General features: G+C 52.3%; 13 protein-coding genes, 3 pseudogenes and 1 riboswitch. Of the genes and pseudogenes, 14 read left to right on the forward strand and 2 right to left on the reverse strand.

The features are described 5' to 3' along the window. The first annotated feature begins 4 nt into the window (after positions 1-4). The 4 genes and pseudogenes from CMR03_RS11075 (at position 5) to CMR03_RS11090 (ending at position 3,374) form a co-directional block, all read left to right on the forward strand. Positions 5-528, forward strand: a pseudogene (locus tag CMR03_RS11075) (DUF4865 family protein). A gap of 220 nt (positions 529-748) precedes the next feature. After that, positions 749-1,312 (forward strand): peroxiredoxin, encoded by a 564-nt coding sequence (locus CMR03_RS11080; protein WP_063877072.1) that lies wholly within the window; start codon positions 749-751, stop codon positions 1,310-1,312. 23 nt (positions 1,313-1,335) lie between these two features. Then, the gene (locus CMR03_RS11085) at positions 1,336-2,571 is read left to right on the forward strand and encodes a protein-disulfide reductase DsbD family protein (protein ID WP_096011559.1); all 1,236 of its coding nucleotides are present in this window, start codon (positions 1,336-1,338) and stop codon (positions 2,569-2,571) included. A gap of 110 nt (positions 2,572-2,681) precedes the next feature. Further along, positions 2,682-3,374, forward strand: coding sequence for an aspartate/glutamate racemase (locus CMR03_RS11090; protein WP_063877074.1), 693 nt, complete (start codon positions 2,682-2,684; stop codon positions 3,372-3,374). Between the two features lie 34 nt (positions 3,375-3,408). On the opposite strand, the gene CMR03_RS11095 is transcribed toward CMR03_RS11090, so the two are convergent. Next, entirely contained in the window at positions 3,409-3,765 is a 357-nt protein-coding gene (locus CMR03_RS11095; RefSeq protein ID WP_096011658.1) for a cupin domain-containing protein, read from the reverse strand. Positions 3,766-4,303: 538 nt separating this feature from the next. Here CMR03_RS11095 and CMR03_RS11100 point away from each other — a divergent pair. Together CMR03_RS11100 and CMR03_RS11105 are read left to right on the forward strand one after the other, a co-directional pair. Then, positions 4,304-4,591: a hypothetical protein gene (locus tag CMR03_RS11100; RefSeq protein WP_096011560.1), complete on the forward strand. Its 288-nt coding sequence runs from the start codon at positions 4,304-4,306 to the stop codon at positions 4,589-4,591. A gap of 330 nt (positions 4,592-4,921) precedes the next feature. Continuing rightward, a complete protein-coding gene (locus CMR03_RS11105) occupies positions 4,922-5,152 on the forward strand; it encodes a hypothetical protein (RefSeq protein WP_096011561.1) in 231 nt (76 codons plus the stop codon). Positions 5,153-5,294: 142 nt separating this feature from the next. Here CMR03_RS11105 and CMR03_RS11110 read toward each other — a convergent pair whose 3' ends face one another. Next, on the reverse strand, positions 5,295-5,954 hold the full coding sequence (locus CMR03_RS11110; protein WP_096011562.1) for a DUF1345 domain-containing protein: 660 nt from the start codon (positions 5,952-5,954) through the stop codon (positions 5,295-5,297). A 290-nt stretch (positions 5,955-6,244) separates the two neighbouring features. Continuing rightward, positions 6,245-6,343: riboswitch (guanidine-I (ykkC/yxkD leader) on the forward strand. Between the two features lie 60 nt (positions 6,344-6,403). Between CMR03_RS11110 and CMR03_RS11115 the strand changes: the two genes are divergently transcribed. The 8 genes and pseudogenes from CMR03_RS11115 to CMR03_RS25865 all read left to right on the forward strand — a co-directional run bounded on the left by CMR03_RS11115 (position 6,404) and on the right by CMR03_RS25865 (position 15,321). Next, positions 6,404-7,462 carry a putative urea ABC transporter substrate-binding protein gene (locus tag CMR03_RS11115; RefSeq protein WP_096011563.1) on the forward strand — a complete coding sequence of 353 codons (1,059 nt, stop codon included), beginning with the start codon at positions 6,404-6,406 and terminating at the stop codon, positions 7,460-7,462. Positions 7,463-7,486: 24 nt separating this feature from the next. Next, positions 7,487-8,302, forward strand: coding sequence for an ABC transporter permease (locus tag CMR03_RS11120; RefSeq protein WP_096011564.1), 816 nt, complete (start codon positions 7,487-7,489; stop codon positions 8,300-8,302). Then, positions 8,299-9,075: an ABC transporter ATP-binding protein gene (locus CMR03_RS11125; protein WP_096011565.1), complete on the forward strand. Its 777-nt coding sequence runs from the start codon at positions 8,299-8,301 to the stop codon at positions 9,073-9,075. Before CMR03_RS11120 ends, CMR03_RS11125 begins: the two co-directional genes overlap by 4 nt. A 4-nt stretch (positions 9,076-9,079) precedes the next feature. Next, on the forward strand, positions 9,080-9,808 hold the full coding sequence (locus CMR03_RS11130) for an urea amidolyase associated protein UAAP1 (RefSeq protein ID WP_096011566.1): 729 nt from the start codon (positions 9,080-9,082) through the stop codon (positions 9,806-9,808). A 10-nt stretch (positions 9,809-9,818) separates the two neighbouring features. Then, positions 9,819-10,454 (forward strand): urea amidolyase associated protein UAAP2, encoded by a 636-nt coding sequence (locus tag CMR03_RS11135; protein ID WP_096011567.1) that lies wholly within the window; start codon positions 9,819-9,821, stop codon positions 10,452-10,454. 168 nt (positions 10,455-10,622) lie between these two features. Further along, the gene (uca, locus tag CMR03_RS11140) at positions 10,623-14,228 is read left to right on the forward strand and encodes an urea carboxylase (RefSeq protein WP_096011568.1); all 3,606 of its coding nucleotides are present in this window, start codon (positions 10,623-10,625) and stop codon (positions 14,226-14,228) included. 550 nt (positions 14,229-14,778) lie between these two features. Further along, positions 14,779-15,004: pseudogene (locus CMR03_RS11145) on the forward strand (type II toxin-antitoxin system CcdA family antitoxin); the annotation flags it as partial. Between the two features lie 28 nt (positions 15,005-15,032). Further along, positions 15,033-15,321, forward strand: a pseudogene (locus tag CMR03_RS25865) (CcdB family protein). The last annotated feature ends 917 nt before the right edge of the window (positions 15,322-16,238 follow it).

A 16,238-nucleotide genomic window follows, 5' to 3' on the forward strand; every position in this document is an offset into this window, starting at 1 on the left:
TGCTATGCAATATCGGTTTGTTCTTCCTGCTGATTACGACATGACAATCATTAAACGCCGGATTAATGACCATGGGCATAAGATGGATTTCCGGGTCTCCTGTTTAAAGCCTGGCTTTATGCCTGCAAATCCAACAGCCCGACATACAGTGAAGAAAACAGCTATGCGCCATTTTATCTGTGGCAGAACGCAGAAAGCCTGCACCGTTTTCTGTCCGGGGCCGGTTTTAAAAAACTTACCGAGGACTTCGGCTGGCCACAGGTGCACACCTTTCCGGTCTTATCGGCTGACTTAGGGCCAGATATCTCGCATGCTGGCTTTGCATCCCTGGCGGTGAGTCGCGTTCCTGCATACAGCGAACTTTCCGGGCTTACTCAGTGCACAAATCAATCCGTGGCTGTAGCACGCGTCTCTGCTCTGGATACCTTTCACTGGCGGCGCATAGCATTTTGCCTGTGGACAAAAGCGCCTGCGCAAAATGCACTGCACACGCAACACTACGAGGTTGGTCGTCTCTCTTTTCCCTAAATGTGCCTTATTTACCGTCTGACACAAAATTATCGGTTAACCGGATATCTAAATGACCGGTTGTGTGGCTATCTTACAGTACATGCCAGACTATTTCGTATCACCACGCTGGCAACGCAGTCGCGTTATCACATGACGTTAATTTTTCCATTTTTAGCTAACGAACCTAGTATTAAAGTACAAGGGCACTTTTGCCTGCTTGTCGACGGAGAAAAAAATAATGCGTATCAAGAATCACCTGAAAATATTGACGACCGCAACGCTCCTGGCACTGAGCCTGCCGATGACCTCCGCATTTGCTGCATTACCGGTCGGTGCAAATGCGCCAGATTTTAAACTGGAAGCCGCACTGGCAGGTAAAGAAACAACCTTCTCCTTGCAGCAGGCGCTGCAAAAAGGCCCGGTCGTGCTTTATTTTTTCCCAGCGGCGTTTAGTGCCGGTTGTACGTTAGAAGCACACGCATTTGCTGAAGCCACCGATGAATTTAAAAAACAGGGTGCGACAGTTATCGGCGTGACCGCAGGTAACACCGACCAGATTGAGAAATTCTCAAAGCTTGAATGCCGCGATAAATTCACCGTTGCCGCCGATCCGGGTGCAAAAGTGGCCGCGGAATATAAAAGTACCATGGAGATGAAAGGTAAAACGCTTTCCGATCGTACCTCCTATGTTATTGCGCCAGATGGCAAAATTTTACTGAGCTATACGGATAAAAACCCGGAATCCCATATCCAGAAAACGCTGGATGCCGTGAAAAAATACCGCCAGGCTAACCCGGCTTAATCTCAGATCTGGACAGATAAATCATGCTGACTGCTATCGCCGCCGCTTTTCTGGGTGGCATCATGCTTAATCTTATGCCATGCGTGTTTCCGGTTATTTCGCTCAAAGCGTTGAGCCTGATACGGCATCACGCCCGGCCAGCCCATGCTCGCGCAGAAGGGCTCGCGTTTTTGGTTGGCGTTGTTGTCACCATGGTTTTACTGGTCAGTCTGTTATTGCTGGCGCGATTGGGTGGGGCATCCGTGGGCTGGGGCTTTCAACTGCAATCACCTCTGGTGATTGCAGTGTTAGTCCTGGTGATGCTGGCCTCGGCGCTCAATCTGTTCGGCCTGTTTGAAGTGGGATTATCACTTCAGCGGGTCGGCGAAGTCGGGGGCAGCCAGGGTGGGCTGATTGGTTCCGCGTTGACAGGGGCATTGGCCATCATTGTTGCCACTCCCTGCAGTGCGCCCTTCATGGCCAGTGCGGTAGGTTATGCGCTGACGCAGCCGCCCTTTATCAGTTTTATTATTTTCCTTTCGCTGGCGCTGGGCTTTGCCGCGCCTTTCACCATGATTTCCTTTTTCCCCATCGTCGCCAGGATACTGCCATCGCCTGGCGCCTGGATGATCACCTTAAAACATGCCCTGGCATTTCCGATGTTAGGTGCGGCTGGCTGGTTAATCTGGGTACTGGAGCGCCAGGCAGGCTCAACCGCGCTGGCGGCGATACTAACCTGCTGCCTGCTACTGAGTTTTGCCGCCTGGCTGTATGGGCTGGCACAGAAGCGGCAGATGATGGGGAGGCGGCATTGGGCTTTACACATCGCTACGGCTGTCGTGATCGTTTTGCTGGTTCCCCCTTTAGTCACGCTTAAGGGCTCAACGGCGGCAGCGGATTCGTCAGATGTTGTTGCGGCGGCGGCGGTTGCGTGGTCACCTCAGAACGTTGATGCCATTAAAGGGCAGGGTAAACCGGTCCTGGTGAACTTTACCGCCTCCTGGTGCATTACCTGCCAGGTAAACGAACGCACCTCGCTGTCTACCCAGGCGGTAAAAACAGCCATGGCACGCACGAACACCATCTATATGATTGCAGACTCGACAAAGTACAATCCTGACGTTGAACAGGCGCTCAGTGACTTTGGTCGTGGTGGGTTGCCGCTTTATGTGGTTTATCCGGCTGATGGCGGAAAACCGGTGGTGTTGCCTCAGGTATTAACCCCCGGAACGGTAATTACTGCCTTGCAGCAGGCAAGTGAAAAAGGCAAAAAATCTTAGTGGCAAAAGCAGAACGTGAATGCCTGATAAACGGCCATAGCCCGTTGGGCTAAGGCCGCTATTATCAGCAGTTTCATGGCTTTTGTAGCAAAACCCTTCACAGGATAATGATGAAGACGATTGGGCTTATTGGCGGCATGAGCTGGGAATCGACAATCCCTTATTATCGTTTAATTAATGAGGGGATCAGGTCCCGGTTAGGCGGCCTGCATTCTGCAAAACTGCTTCTGCACAGCGTCGATTTCCATGAGATTGAAGCCTGCCAACGCAGTGGTCACTGGGATCGGGCAGGTGAGTTACTGGCCGAGGCAGCACAAGGTCTGGCAATGGCCGGAGCTGATGCCATCGTGTTGTGCACCAATACCATGCATAAGGTTGCCGGCGCGATTGAATCTCGCTGTGATTTGCCGTTTTTACATATTGCCGACGCGACGGGCCGTGAGATAGTGAGCAAAGGAATGAACCGTGTTGCCTTGCTTGGCACACGATATACGATGGAACAGGATTTCTATCTGGGTCGCCTGACTAAGTCGTTCTCAATAAACACTGTCGTACCCGATGCGGAGCAACGTGAGGTCATTAACCGCATCATTTTTGATGAACTGTGTATGGGGATATTTACGGACGCTTCCCGGCACTATTATCTTGACGTGATACAGCAACTGGCTACGCAAGGCGCACAAGGCATTATTTTTGGCTGCACGGAAATAGGCTTGCTGATTCCAGAACAGCAAAGTGCGTTACCGGTGTTCGATACCACCAAAATTCATGCCAGCGATGCGGTGAATTTCATGCTGTCCTGATTCACCCTTACAGAGTGAATCAGTGCACAGGCGTTTAAAGCGTGTCGAAGATAACGTAGAGCTTGCGCATGGTTGTGTCCATCACCCAGGTGCCTTCGGTATTGGCTTCGAAGAACAAGGTGTCACCGGGTTTAAAATGCTGCGGCGCTTCGCCATCTGCTGTAAACGACCCCGTTCCTGACAGGAAATGCATCATCTCTGCTTGCTTAACGCCGCGACGATAACTTCCAGGCGTACATTCAAAAATTCCCATATCAATGTTTTCATGGCCCGGAATCACCTTTTGCAGTCCTGCCAGTGCGATTTCGGGTGAGCCAGGCAGACCTTCCACGGTTCCCCATGGCTCAAGTGTCTTGAGTGAAGCAGGTTGTTCAAGTTTTTGTACTTTCATTTTAGGCTTCCCGAGCCAGCCGCCACGAATGCGGCCTGATAGTGAATGATGCTTCAGGGTAAACAAAAGCAGAAAAACAAAGCGCGTCTTTAACGTTTCCTCATGAAAGTTATGCGCAAATAAGATCGCCGTAAAAGCATGAAATTTCTGACAGCCTTGGGCACAGGGTTTACACGCACGCGGATGTTGGCATTACGGTTTGAAGCCACGTTTAAGACTGGAGCCAGGCGGTAACATCAGCCTTTTATTCCCCGTTGCTCTAATTGGGTTTGGTACGTTATTCGCGGTGCGTTACTGAGAGTATTCGCAGCCAGGTTAAACGACATTAATCTGATTTATTATATGATTTTATTGAATAATTTTAATTTAAGCGTGATGTAAACAGGTCACGATCTGGCAAGGAATAATCTGATTTATTAGGTCCGTCTTACAATGGAAATATAAAGGATCTATTTTGCCACTGCTGAGGTTAGATACAGCACAGAGCAGAACAGCAGAGCGTTCTGTCATCCCAGGAGCAATCTCTTAAGGGTAAGCTATGAAAAATTCCTCCGTCAAAATGGCACTGAAAACAACGGTATTCTCGATCGCGACGTTTGTTACTTTTCAGAATGCAGCATTAGCGGCTCCCGACGCGCATCACTTATTTTCAATAAATGATCAACAGCCAGTTTCTTCTTTGTTCCAGAAAAACAAGCCGGATAATACGGGTAAAATTGAGCTTGCAGCACATCAAAAGCTGTCAAGCGGTCTGCGTATTAATACTGCCTGTGATGATACCGGTGAACCCTGCCCGCACGATGACACTCAGGATGACATGTCCTGAATTCGACCTGCCGCACTTCCTGAGCTGAATAGTGATGGTTCGATTGGATCTCAACCGCCGAAGGGCGGTTTTTTAATATTGTCCTGCGCGGCTCAGACGGTATGTGCATCGCATCGCTAATGCCCATTTTTAACGCGGTTTGCCATCACATCTTTCCTTACCGGTTAACCGTTTCGCTTTAAAAATGAACGATCTGCGCCACGATAAATAAAATTCTTAACGGCGGTTAAACGGTTTGAAGATTTACTCACCCCGGCCAGCAGAAGTGTTCTGGTTAGCTATGCTCAGAAGACAGTAACCCGTTTTCGCTATTTATCAGGGAGTCATTCGATGAAAAAACTTTCACTTATTCTTGTTACCGCAGGTCTGCTTATGGCGATGAGTTCACAGGCAGAGGCAAAAGGCTGTCTGAAGGGCGCGGCCGTGGGCGGTGTGGCGGGTCACGTTAAACATCACGGCGTTGCCGGTGCAGCAGCAGGCTGCGCAGTTGGCCACCATATGGCCAAAAAGAAACAGAAAGAGGCTGACAGTAAACAGCAGGGGCAACAGCAGGGCGGTTAATCCTCCTGTTTATTCCTGCCCCTCTCTGAGAGGCGGCAGGAACGGGCTACACAGGTTTGGTCGCCCGCGCCTCTCTGTCCTGTCACACCCTGTTCAGCTCCTCCACGCATTGCTGTCCTCTTTTCTCCTTCGCCGCAGTACCTCAGCTCAGTAAGCTGGCTGCCACATTGACGGATAGCCCCAGAATAGCCAGATTAAAAATAAACGAGATGACCGACTGTAACAGCGCGAGTTTACGCATTTCCATCATGCCCGTTGCCACATCAGCCGTCTGGGATGCCACCGCGATGGTAAATGAGAAGTACAGAAAATCCCAATAGGCGGGATTGGCAGGTTTTTCCGGGAAGATCAGCGGGATAACGCCATGGCTCCGATGCAGGTAGTGCTGATGAGCATAGTGCATAGCAAATGAACTGGGCAGCAAGGCCCATGACGCAATGAGCGTCAATGCAGTCAGTAACATATGCAGGGCGCGCGGCGTACCCGTGAGACTTTTTAGCGTTGGTAGCTCGCTCATGATCGCGACGATGCTGATCATACAGGCAACAATCACCATCCCCAGAACCAACGTGGCGCTTTGATCCTGCATCTGGGCGATGTGCTTGATTTGGTCTGCCTCCGTGCGCAGCATACGAAACCAGATAAACCACAGATAAAGCCATGCCAGCACGTTCCAGCCGATCAACAAACGCTGTAATTCCCCTAACTGCTCAGGCAAGAAGAAATAACAGATTACGCCTGCGGCGATGGAGATCAGCAGGCGCAGGCGAGCAAAGAGATGTGATGTCAGGGAAGAGGACATGGTAATCCTGTTTTGACTGAATATTGAATCAGTTAACTGTAGTTGATGACGAGGAGCATGGCACTGGAAGTATGCACGTAAGTGAACAATATCTCGCCTGGCCGCGCCCATTTCTTTATCAAAACAAGCCACTCTCAGCACTGATTATGTGCAACGCACATTCAACGCTCATCATTCTGGTGCTCATGATGCCCTTAAATTATGCATTCTACTGATTTATCACCCTTTAATTTCTGGCACGCCAATTGCTAAAGTTTTAAAAGAAAGCAGCGCATCACACAATTTGTTATCGAATAGCCAGCTAGGGTTCCGGTTCACACAGGTGAACGTCTGGTCCGAGAGCAGGCGACCTCTGCGAGGTTACACGGCGGGACAAAAGCCCGGGAGACAGCAGCACCTTTGGGTGTCGCGCTGCTCCCGTTTTTTTTTGTGCCAACCAGAGGTTAACCATGAAGACATCGCCGCTCCTCCGCTCACTTTTTCTGTCGCTGGCGCTGCTGGCCAGCTTTCCCTCTTTCGCCGCAGTAAAAAAAGAGTTCAACATCTGCTGGACTATCTATGCGGGCTGGATGCCCTGGGGCACCATCAGCAACGAAAAAATCATCGATAAATGGGCCAGTAAATACGGCATCAAAATTAATATCGTGCAACTCAATGACTATATCGAATCCATCAATCAGTACACGGCGGGTCAGTTTGACGGCTGCACCATGACCAATATGGATGCATTGACCATCCCAGCAGCAGGCGGCGTCGATACGACAGCACTGATTACCGGCAGCTATTCCGATGGTAATGACGGTGTCGTGCTAAAAGGGGTGAATAAAAAACTCAGCGATCTGAAAGGGATGTCGGTTTATCTGCCTGAGCTTTCGGTGTCGCACTATCTGCTGGTCCGTGGTCTGGAAAAAGCCGGACTGCAGGAAAAAGACGTTAAAGTCGTCAATACCTCAGATGCGGATATTGTCTCGGCTTTCGGCACCAGCAACGTACGGGCGGCAGTGGCCTGGAATCCACAGCTTTCGGTTATCAAAAAGACCCCGCAAACCACAGAAGTGTTCAGCTCTTCGGAAGTGCCCGGCGAACTGATTGATATGATGGTCGTGAATACCCAAACCTTAAAAGATAATCCCGCCTTGGGCAAAGCGCTGACCGGTGCCTGGTTTGAAATGATGAGCAAAATGCAGGCTGGCGATACGCAGGCGCTGAGTGCCATGGCTGCCGATTCCGGCATTGATCTCGCCGGTTACAAAGCACAGCTGAAAACGACCCATCTGTTCTGGACCCCTGCCGACACGCTGACCTTTATCTCCTCGCCGGATCTGGCGAAAACCATGCAGCGGGTTGCGACATTTTCCTTCGATAAAGGATTGCTGGGAGAGGGCGCACAAAGTGCTGACTTTATCGGCATGATGTTTCCCGGCAACACCACCGTCGGCAATACAGCAAACATCAAACTGCGTTTCGACGACAGCTATCTGAAGATGGCTGCTGCGGGCAAGCTGTAATAACTGATCTCGGGAGTTCATGTCATGCGCCACATCAATCGCCATCCCCGACAGGGGATGCGCCTGACGCTAATGCTATTGCCGTTTGTGTTATTGATCGCCACCTGGTTTATCGGTTCGGCGGTGCGGCTGGAGGCTAATCCGCAGGACAAGCTGCTGCCTGGTCTGTCACAAATGATCGCAGCCGTTGACCGGATGGCATTGACCCCCGATAAGCGCAGTGGTGAGTATCTGCTGTGGGCTGACACGCTGATTAGCCTCAGCCGTTTGCTGATTGGCCTGACGCTCTCTTCGCTGATTGGCTTGTGTATTGGTATCGCCGCTGGCGTCTTCCCGTTGTATCGCGCGGCGCTCTCGCCGCTCATGACCGTGATTTCGATGATCCCACCGCTGGCTATCCTGCCGGTGCTGTTTATCGTTTTCGGGTTAGATGAGCTATCGAAAGTCATGCTCATCGTTATCGGCATTACACCAATGCTGGCGCGTGACCTTGAACAGCGCGCGCGCGAAATCCCCGCAGAGCTGTTTATCAAAGCACAAACCCTTGGTGCTAATAGCTGGACGGTCGTCCTGCGGGTAGTGCTACCCCAGCTTTTATCGCGCCTTATTACCTCGTTGCGACTGCTGCTGGGATCGGCCTGGCTGTTTTTGATCTCCGGTGAGGCGATTTCCGCTACTGCCGGTCTGGGTTACCGCATTTTCCTGGTTCGACGCTACATGGCGATGGACGTGATTATTCCTTATGTCATCTGGATAACGCTCATCGCGTGGCTGATGGATTTGGCCTTAAGGCAATTGCATAAAACCTGCTTCAAGTGGGCGGAAGGAGGCCAGGGATGAGTTTTATCGATATCAAAAATATCTGGCAGGAATACGGTGACCACGTGGTGCTGGAGCGCATCAATTTGCAGGTGAAAGAGGGCGAGTTCTGCTCAATGGTTGGCGCGTCCGGCTGCGGTAAATCGACGTTTTTACGTCTGCTGCTTGGCCAGGAAAAGCCAACCAGGGGAGAAATCATGCTCGATGGCAAGACGCTGGCGGCGGAACCCGATCGCAGCCGTGGCGTGGTATTCCAGCGCTATTCAGTATTTCCGCATCTTAACGTACTGGATAACGTCGCCATTGGTCTCGAACTGGCGGCTTCACCGCTGTTTGGCCGTTTGTTTGGCGCAAGAAAACGCGATGCCCGTCAGCGGGCGCAACTGATGCTGGAGAAAGTAGGGCTAGGGCACGCGCTCGATAAATACCCGGCGCAGCTTTCCGGCGGGATGCAGCAGCGGTTGGCGATTGCTCAGGCTTTCGTCATGCAGCCGCGGGTGCTGCTGCTTGATGAGCCTTTCGGCGCGCTGGACCCCGGCATTCGCAAAGATATGCATGCGTTGCTGCTCCAGCTGTGGAGCGAAACCCGAATGACGGTGTTTATGGTCACCCACGATCTTGCGGAAGGCTTCAACCTGGGCACCCGGCTGCTGGTTTTCGACAAAGTGCGCCTTGACCCCCAGGCACCCAACGCATGGGGCGCGCGCGTGACTTACGACATCCCGCTCAATGAAGCGCGCATGGCGCAACTGGTAACCGGTAGTAACAATAATCTTTATGCATTAAGGAGATAGTTTGATGACCGCACTTTTTCACTCCTCACCCAGCCTGCGCGAAGAGCGGCTTCCCGGCGGGGCGCATACCTCGTTCATTTTGCGCAAGGGGCAAATTCTGCGCCTGACCGATATCGACGGCGGGGCTAACGTCAGCATGATGATGCTTAACCCTCACGAAAAAAGTGAACGCCTGAATCTGCCGGATACGCTTAAGGGCCAACATACCGCTCGCCTGACAGCCGGGCATTGCTTCTATTCCGATATGGGCCGTGTGTTGGCCGGTATTGTCGCGGATAGTTGCGGCTGGCACGACCCGTTCGGCGGGGTACTCAATGCAGAGGAAACGCGTAATAAGTACGGTACGGGCCGCTACCAGGAACTGCGTAACGGCTTCTACCGTAACGGTGTCGATAATCTCCTGGTGGAGATGGGCAAATGGGATCTGGGCCTTGAAGATTTGCTGATGGTTGTCAACTTCTTTAGCAAAGTGAGTGTTGATAAAGACGGCCGCTTTACGTTTCACCGGGACAATAGTCGCGCGGGGGATTACGTCGAGCTGTTTTCACCTATGGATGCGCTGATAGTACTGACTGCGCTGCCACATCCTCAGGACCCCGCCGCTGAATACGATCCGCGCCCGATCCAACTGAGCTGGTATCAGGCTGACGATGTGCAGGCAGTGACGGAAGCGCTATTCACACGCGATGAAAATCAGCGCGCGTTCCTCAATACCCAACTCTTTTCCCTGTAAGGAGGCTGTGATGACCCTTATCAACAGTAACCGTCGTCCTGAAGATGCCGTTTATCGCCATGTGATCCCGGCGGGAGAGCCCTGGCTATTTGAGGTAAAGAAAGGGCAAACGCTGCGCCTGCTCGACCTCGAAGGTAATCAGGCGATTGATACGCTGTTTTACAATGCTGATAACCCACGCGAACGCTACGATCCGCAGCGCACGCTACGTCGTCAAGGTAACGCTTACCTGACGGCGGGCAGCGTCCTCTATTCAAATCTCGGCAATCCGCTGCTGACTATCGTTGCCGATACCTGTGGACGCCACGATACCCTTGGTGGTGCCTGCGCGCAGGAGAGTAATACCGTGCGCTATGCCCACGACAAACGCTATATGCACAGTTGCCGGGATAATTTTCTCTGTGCCTGCCTACACGATGGCCGCCTGCATAAGCGCGATATCGGGGCCAATATCAACTTTTTTATGAATGTCCCCGTGACGCCGGAAGGCAGCCTGACCTTTGAGGACGGTATATCGGCCGCAGGAAAATACGTTGAGTTGTTTGCCGAATGTAACGCCGTGGTGCTGATCTCCAACTGTCCGCAGTTGAACAACCCCTGCAATGGCTGGAACCCTACGCCTGCAGAGGTGCTGGTATGGAACTGAGTCAACGGCAGTAACAGCGATGTCTGGCCTTCCGGCTTTTCGCTGTTAGCACCGACCACCTGAACACGTACACCGACGCACCCATCTTACGTGCCGGTTGGCCCCGGGGACGGCCCCAGGGGAACATCGAATGTTGCGGGACGGCCCGCTTCCCTGAGAGTTCCGCTTATGTTTGATAGCTTACTGATTGCCAATCGCGGCGCGATCGCCTGCCGCATCTTGCGTACCCTGCGCGCCATGCAGGTGAAGGGCATCGCCGTGTACTCTGAAGCAGACCTGAGCAGTCTGCATATCCGCGATGCGGATGAAGCTTTAAGCCTCGGTGACGGCCCGGCGATGCAAACCTATCTGGTGGCTGAAAAAATCATCGCCGCGGCGCAGCAAAGCGGGGCCAACGCGATTCACCCTGGCTACGGTTTTCTCTCAGAAAACGCCGCATTCGCCGAAGCCTGTGAAAAAGCAGGGCTGATTTTTGTCGGACCAACGCCACAGCAGCTGCGTACCTTTGGCCTGAAACACACCGCCCGAGCCCTGGCCAAAGCAGAAGGTGTGCCGCTGCTGGAAGGGAGTGAACTGCTGGCTGATATCGACGACGCCAGCCGCGCAGCAGAGGCGGTAGGCTATCCAGTGATGCTCAAAAGCACCGCCGGAGGCGGCGGAATTGGTATGCGCGTCTGCCGGGATGTGCAGGAACTGGCGGAGGCGTTTGAAACGGTCCAGCGGCTGGGGCAAAACAATTTCAGCGATGCCGGCGTGTTTCTTGAAAAATACATTGAGCGCGCCCGTCATCTTGAGGTGCAGATCTTTGGCGATGGGCAGGGGAAGGTTATCGCTTTAGGCGTACGTGACTGTTCGGTACAGCGGCGTAATCAGAAAGTGATTGAAGAGACACCGGCACCCAATCTCCCTGAAGGCATGGCGCAGGCGCTCTGCGCGGCGGCCATTTCGCTGGGCAAAGCCGTAAACTATCGCAGCGCTGGAACGGTTGAGTTTGTCTATGACAGCGTGGCGCAGCAGTTTTATTTTCTTGAAGTAAATACGCGCCTTCAAGTGGAGCATGGCGTAACGGAGCAGGTCTGGGGCGTTGATCTGGTGCGATGGATGATTGAACTGGCGGCGGGCGATTTGCCCCCACTGGATGACTTGTTTGCCGGGCTAAAACCACAGGGGCATGCTATCCAGGCAAGAATTTATGCGGAAGATCCCGGCCGACAGTTCCAGCCTTCGCCCGGCCTGTTAACCGAAGTCGTCTTCCCGCCTGCCGATGGTGAAACGCTACGTATTGACCGCTGGGTCGAAGCGGGATGCGAAGTCCCGCCGTTTTTTGATCCTATGCTGGCAAAAACCATCGCCTGGCGTCCCAGCCGCGATGAGGCTATCGCCACGCTGACGCAGGCGCTGGCGGAGACCCGGTTATACGGCGTAGAAACTAATCGCTTGTACCTGATGCAAATTTTGGCGTTCGCTCCCTTTGCCGCAGGCGAACCCTGGACCCGCTGTCTTGAGCAACTGTGTTATCGAGCCGCCACGGTTGAGGTGCTGAGTGCCGGAACCCAAACCAGCGTTCAGGACTACCCTGGGCGGCTGGGATACTGGGCGGTGGGCGTGCCGCCGTCGGGACCGATGGATGACCGCGCCCTGCGTTTCGGCAATCGGCTTTTGGGCAATGCCGAAGGGGAAGCCGCGCTGGAAATCACCCTTATGGGGCCAACTTTGAAATTTAATGCCTATGTTCAGGCGGTGATATGTGGTGCGCCCCTGGCTGCCACGCTAGAGGATGTTGCTGTGCCGATGGACTGTGTTTTTAGCATTCCGGCTGGCGCAACGCTGAAGCTGGGTGCGATTAGCCACGCGGGCGTCAGAAGCTATCTCTGTCTGAGCGGCGGCATTCAGGTGCCGGATTATTTGGGCAGTAAAAGCACGTTTACGCTTGGTCAGTTTGGCGGTCACGCCGGACGGGCGCTGCGCGGCGGCGATGTGTTGCATCTGGCTCCGCGAGCTGCCAGCCAGACCAGCGCAACGCTGCCCATCGCGCTGCGTACGGCACTCCCGCAGGTGCGTACGCTGCGGGTGATTTATGGCCCGCATGGCGCGCCGGAGTTCTTCGAGCCAGAATATATTGCGACTTTCTTTGCGACAGACTGGGAAGTGCATTTTAACTCCAGCCGTACCGGTGTGCGCCTGATCGGACCAAAGCCGATCTGGGCGCGCGACAGCGGGGGAGAAGCGGGGTTGCATCCGTCAAATATTCACGATAATCCTTACGCCGTCGGTGCCGTAGATTTTACAGGCGATATGCCGGTGATTCTGGGGCCGGATGGCCCCAGCCTGGGCGGTTTTGTCTGTCCGGTGACAGTGATAGAAGCCGACCTCTGGCAGTTAGGGCAACTTAAAGCCGGCGATAAAGTGCGTTTTGTGGCCGTGGATTTAGCTACCGCCCGCCGACTGGCTGAAGGACGACGCAACGAGTTAGCCACACTCGAGGTGCAGAAAATCACCTGGCAACCGGCCCCCTTGACGTCACCGATCATCATGACCTGCGGCGAGGGAGATAAACGCCTGGTAGCGCGCCTTTCCGGCGACACCCATTTGCTCCTTGAGGCAGGCGAGCCGGAGCTGGATCTGGTGCTGCGTTTTCGTATTCACGCCTTGATGCAGGCACTGGAAGCGCCATCCCGAAAGGGCGTAATTGATATCACGCCAGGGATTCGTTCACTGCAAATCCATTTTCAGCCTGAAACCCTGACGCTGGCCTCGCTGCTGACCTGGGTGCGCGATGAATGGGCGGCAGTATGCGTTAGCGACGACCTGCAGGTACCCACACGCGTGGTGCATTTGCCGCTCTCCTGGGATGATCCGGCCTGCCGGAAAGCCATAGAGAAATATATGACCACCGTACGCCATGACGCGCCGTGGTGCCCGAGTAACCTTGAGTTTATCCGCCGGATAAACGATCTGCCTGATGAAGAAGCAGTATGGAATACGGTGTTTGAAGCCAGCTACCTGGTGATGGGGCTGGGTGATGTGTATCTCGGTGCGCCAGTCGCGACGCCGCTTGATCCGCGCCATCGTCTGGTAACCACCAAGTACAATCCGGCGCGTACCTGGACGGCAGAGAATTCGGTTGGCATTGGCGGTGCCTATCTGTGCGTTTACGGCATGGAAGGGCCTGGCGGCTACCAGTTTGTGGGCCGCACGCTTCAGATGTGGAATCGATATCACGACGTCGCTGATTTTGCTGGTCAACCCTGGCTGTTGCGTTTTTTCGATCAGCTACGCTTTTATCCCGTATCGGCAGAGGAACTTTTGCATATTCGTCGTGATTTTCCACTTGGCCGCTATCCGCTGCGTATTGAACACAGCACGCTACGGTTAGCAGAATATCAGCAGTTCCTCGCACGCGAAGCACAGAGCATCACTGCGTTTCGCGACCATCAGCGGCAGGCGTTTAATGCTGAACGCGACCGTTGGATCGCCAGCGGTCAGGCCCATTTTGACAGTCAGGAGATTGTGGCTGATGAAGTCGGCGATGCGCCGCTACAGCCGGGTGAACAGGGGGTGGAAAGCCCTGTTTCCGGCAATTTATGGCAAGTGCAAACCACTGTGGGTAGCCGGGTGCGCGCGGGCGATGTTCTGGTTGTGCTGGAATCGATGAAGATGGAGATTCCGCTTCTGGCACCCTGCGACGGCGTGATCCAGCAGGTTAATGTGCAACCGGGCAGCGCAGTACGCGCAGGACAGTGCGTAGCGGTGATTATTGAGGATAATGCTTAACCTGGCTGGGATCTGATGTACATCTGACTATCCCTGGCGACGAATTGTCGCAAAGGTCTAAATATCCTGCGCCTGCTGACCGATATCCGTCAGCGGGCGCAGGTGCTTAAGCAGAGTTCCATGAGAAAAGGTGGCAAAGTCATGAACCACTTTAAGGCGGGGAACGTCATTCATTGTAATGCACCCCGAATCCTAAGCCGTCATCAGTTGCGTTCTCAGCTGTGAAAGCCTGGAAAAAGGACGATAATGCGGACATCTCAATATAACCAGAGGCGAACATCTGAATTTAGCCATTATCATATCGGTGCACATAATCTATCTTATGTTAAATAAGATATCTAATTACGTACTCAGATGACTCCCCGGCATCACTGGCTCCTCACCTGCGTACCTTTTCGTTCTAAAGCCTGTTCTGCACCGATCGCGCTACGCGAAAAATGGCCCATAAATCCCCTGCGGGTTTCGCAGAATTCACATAGCGTTGTCAGCCGCGTTAATATTACGCTTAAATAAGCCGTGTAGTCTGGACGGAGTCAGACGCGAGCTAATTATGTCTGGAAAACAGCGAGTCCCACAAATTGTCACGATGACAGTAGAACGTACGTAACTTACTTGGCCGTGCACGTGAGGCCGGAATCAATCTTAGTGCCGCGCTTGACGCCGAACTGCGTCAATATAAAGCACGCAAGTACCAGGAAGAAAACACTGAAGCGCTTGATGCATTAAACTGTTTTCACGATGAAAATAGTTGCTTCAGTGATGATTACAGGCGTTTTAATAATTTAGTTCACTGTCTACCGCAATATGGGCAAACGTACTCTCTATTCCTTTCTGCGTGATAAAATCCGCGACTTATTGGCCAGTGAAATCGCAGGATTGCTATCCCTCTTCTGCCCGTTGAAAGTATCCAGCTCGCACCCGACCGGAAAGACTTATCCCGCTTGTGAGAGTGCCAGATGAGCGTGAATATGCGGTTATGACCCACGAGATGGCGAGTATCCCCGCTCATGCGTCAGGCCCACTGTTCTGTGATGCCTTGCCTTATCAGACAGTGATTAAAGCGGTGATAGGTTTTCTTTTTAATGGTATTTAACGACTTAACGATTTCTATTTTTATGTTTTGAAGCAATAAATTTCGAGGGACGATCAAATCCTTAAAATAATTTAAGCGCCTCATCGAAGATGACTCAAAAATTATCTGACTCAATAATAGTCGTATCAGGATATATAAAATGATCAAGAAGCTATTCATCCGTGTATTACTCACCCTGCCCTTATAATTAATCGACAATGTTTCTCCTGTTCTGAATTCAGTGCGCCTCCGATTATGGCTTCAGACAATCCCGACTAAATAATATTGAAATGAACAGGCGTCATTTTGCATCGGGTGCCTGCCACTGCTTAAAAGATGGTGGCCCAGGCGAAAAATAATGTAGCGGGCATCGCTGGTTCAGCTAACGCTGATAAAAACAGAACCCGTCTGAATTCAGAGTGTAAAAATGCGCTACTGAAATTTACATCTGATGTGGAACCGAACATCTGCTCATCATAAATTCAAGCGAAATACATACCCGTGAGACTGAGGGTATTTTTGTGCAAAAAACCACATTTAAGCCTCCTGGCGTACAGGTTCCGTCATATCAGAACAATGTCAGTGTGTCCGTATAGCCCCTGCAGTAACCATCCATTAGTCAATGAGATAAAATAAAATTGATTTCTCCCTGCTGCTGGCTTAAGTGCGAAAGGCTTAGTTAATACTTAATTGATTATTTATCCTTAATGACTAAGATGTTTTTTTGTTTTTACACTTTCAATTGTATTGAAACTTTTCAGGTAGTTGACCCAAAAAGCTACACCAGCTATAACAATATTGTCTCTGATATTAAAACCGCAAAAAATTACGTTGAAGCAATTTGCTTTGGTATAGAAATATTTCAGTCTTGCCCGCGAGAAGAGAGGATTTTATCCGCAATCTCGTGGTTGAGATTTTTTCTACGCATACAGCCAAGG

This window comes from Pantoea allii (assembly GCF_002307475.1).
Classification (GTDB): domain Bacteria; phylum Pseudomonadota; class Gammaproteobacteria; order Enterobacterales; family Enterobacteriaceae; genus Pantoea; species Pantoea allii.